This window comes from Syntrophomonas sp. UBA1041 (genome assembly GCF_002316705.1).
In the GTDB taxonomy this organism is placed as follows: domain Bacteria; phylum Bacillota; class Syntrophomonadia; order Syntrophomonadales; family Syntrophomonadaceae; genus DTU019.
In genome coordinates, this window is sequence record NZ_DCEA01000032.1 from 57,873 (window position 1) to 58,558 (window position 686).

Sequence of the window (686 nt, forward strand, 5' to 3'; positions counted from 1 at the left end):
TTGATGACATCCCCCGCCGCATCATGCAGCTGGAAATAGAAGCGGCGGTGCTGGAAAAGGAAAAAGATCCAGCCTCCAGGGAGAGACTGAACAACATCCTCAAACAACTGCAGGATCTGCGCAGTGAAGCTGATGTGATGAAAAGCCAATGGCAGAATGAAAAGGAAGCTATTTCGCGGCTGCGGCAGATCAAGCGCGACATAGAGGAATGCCGCACCGAAATAGAAAAAGCCGAGCGGGAGTATGATTTGAACCGCATAGCGGAGCTGAAATACGGCCGCCTCAACCAGCTGGAAAGACAGCTTCAGGATGAGGAATCCCGTTTGGCAGATAATCAGATGCACCGCCTGCTTAAAGAGGAAGTCGACGAAGAAGATATCGCCCGGGTGGTGAGCCGCTGGACCGGCATACAGGTGAGCCGCTTGATGGAAGGCGAACGCGAAAAGCTGATGCATTTGGACGATATTCTGCATGACCGGGTGGTAGGCCAGAATGAGGCCGTGGAGGCGGTGGCCGATGCAGTTCTGCGCTCCCGCAGCGGGTTGAAAGATCCCAATCGTCCGGTAGGCAGTTTCATCTTCTTAGGACCCACCGGGGTGGGCAAAACCGAATTAAGCAAAGCTCTGGCTGAAGCCCTTTTTGACGATGAGCGCAACATGGTGAGGCTGGATATGTCGGAATATATG

General features: G+C 53.6%; 1 protein-coding gene. It reads left to right on the plus strand.

From position 1 onward, the window contains the following. Positions 1-686, plus strand: a 686-nt coding sequence (locus tag B2633_RS05705) for an AAA family ATPase (RefSeq protein WP_483169696.1), incomplete at both ends; no start/stop codon positions are given.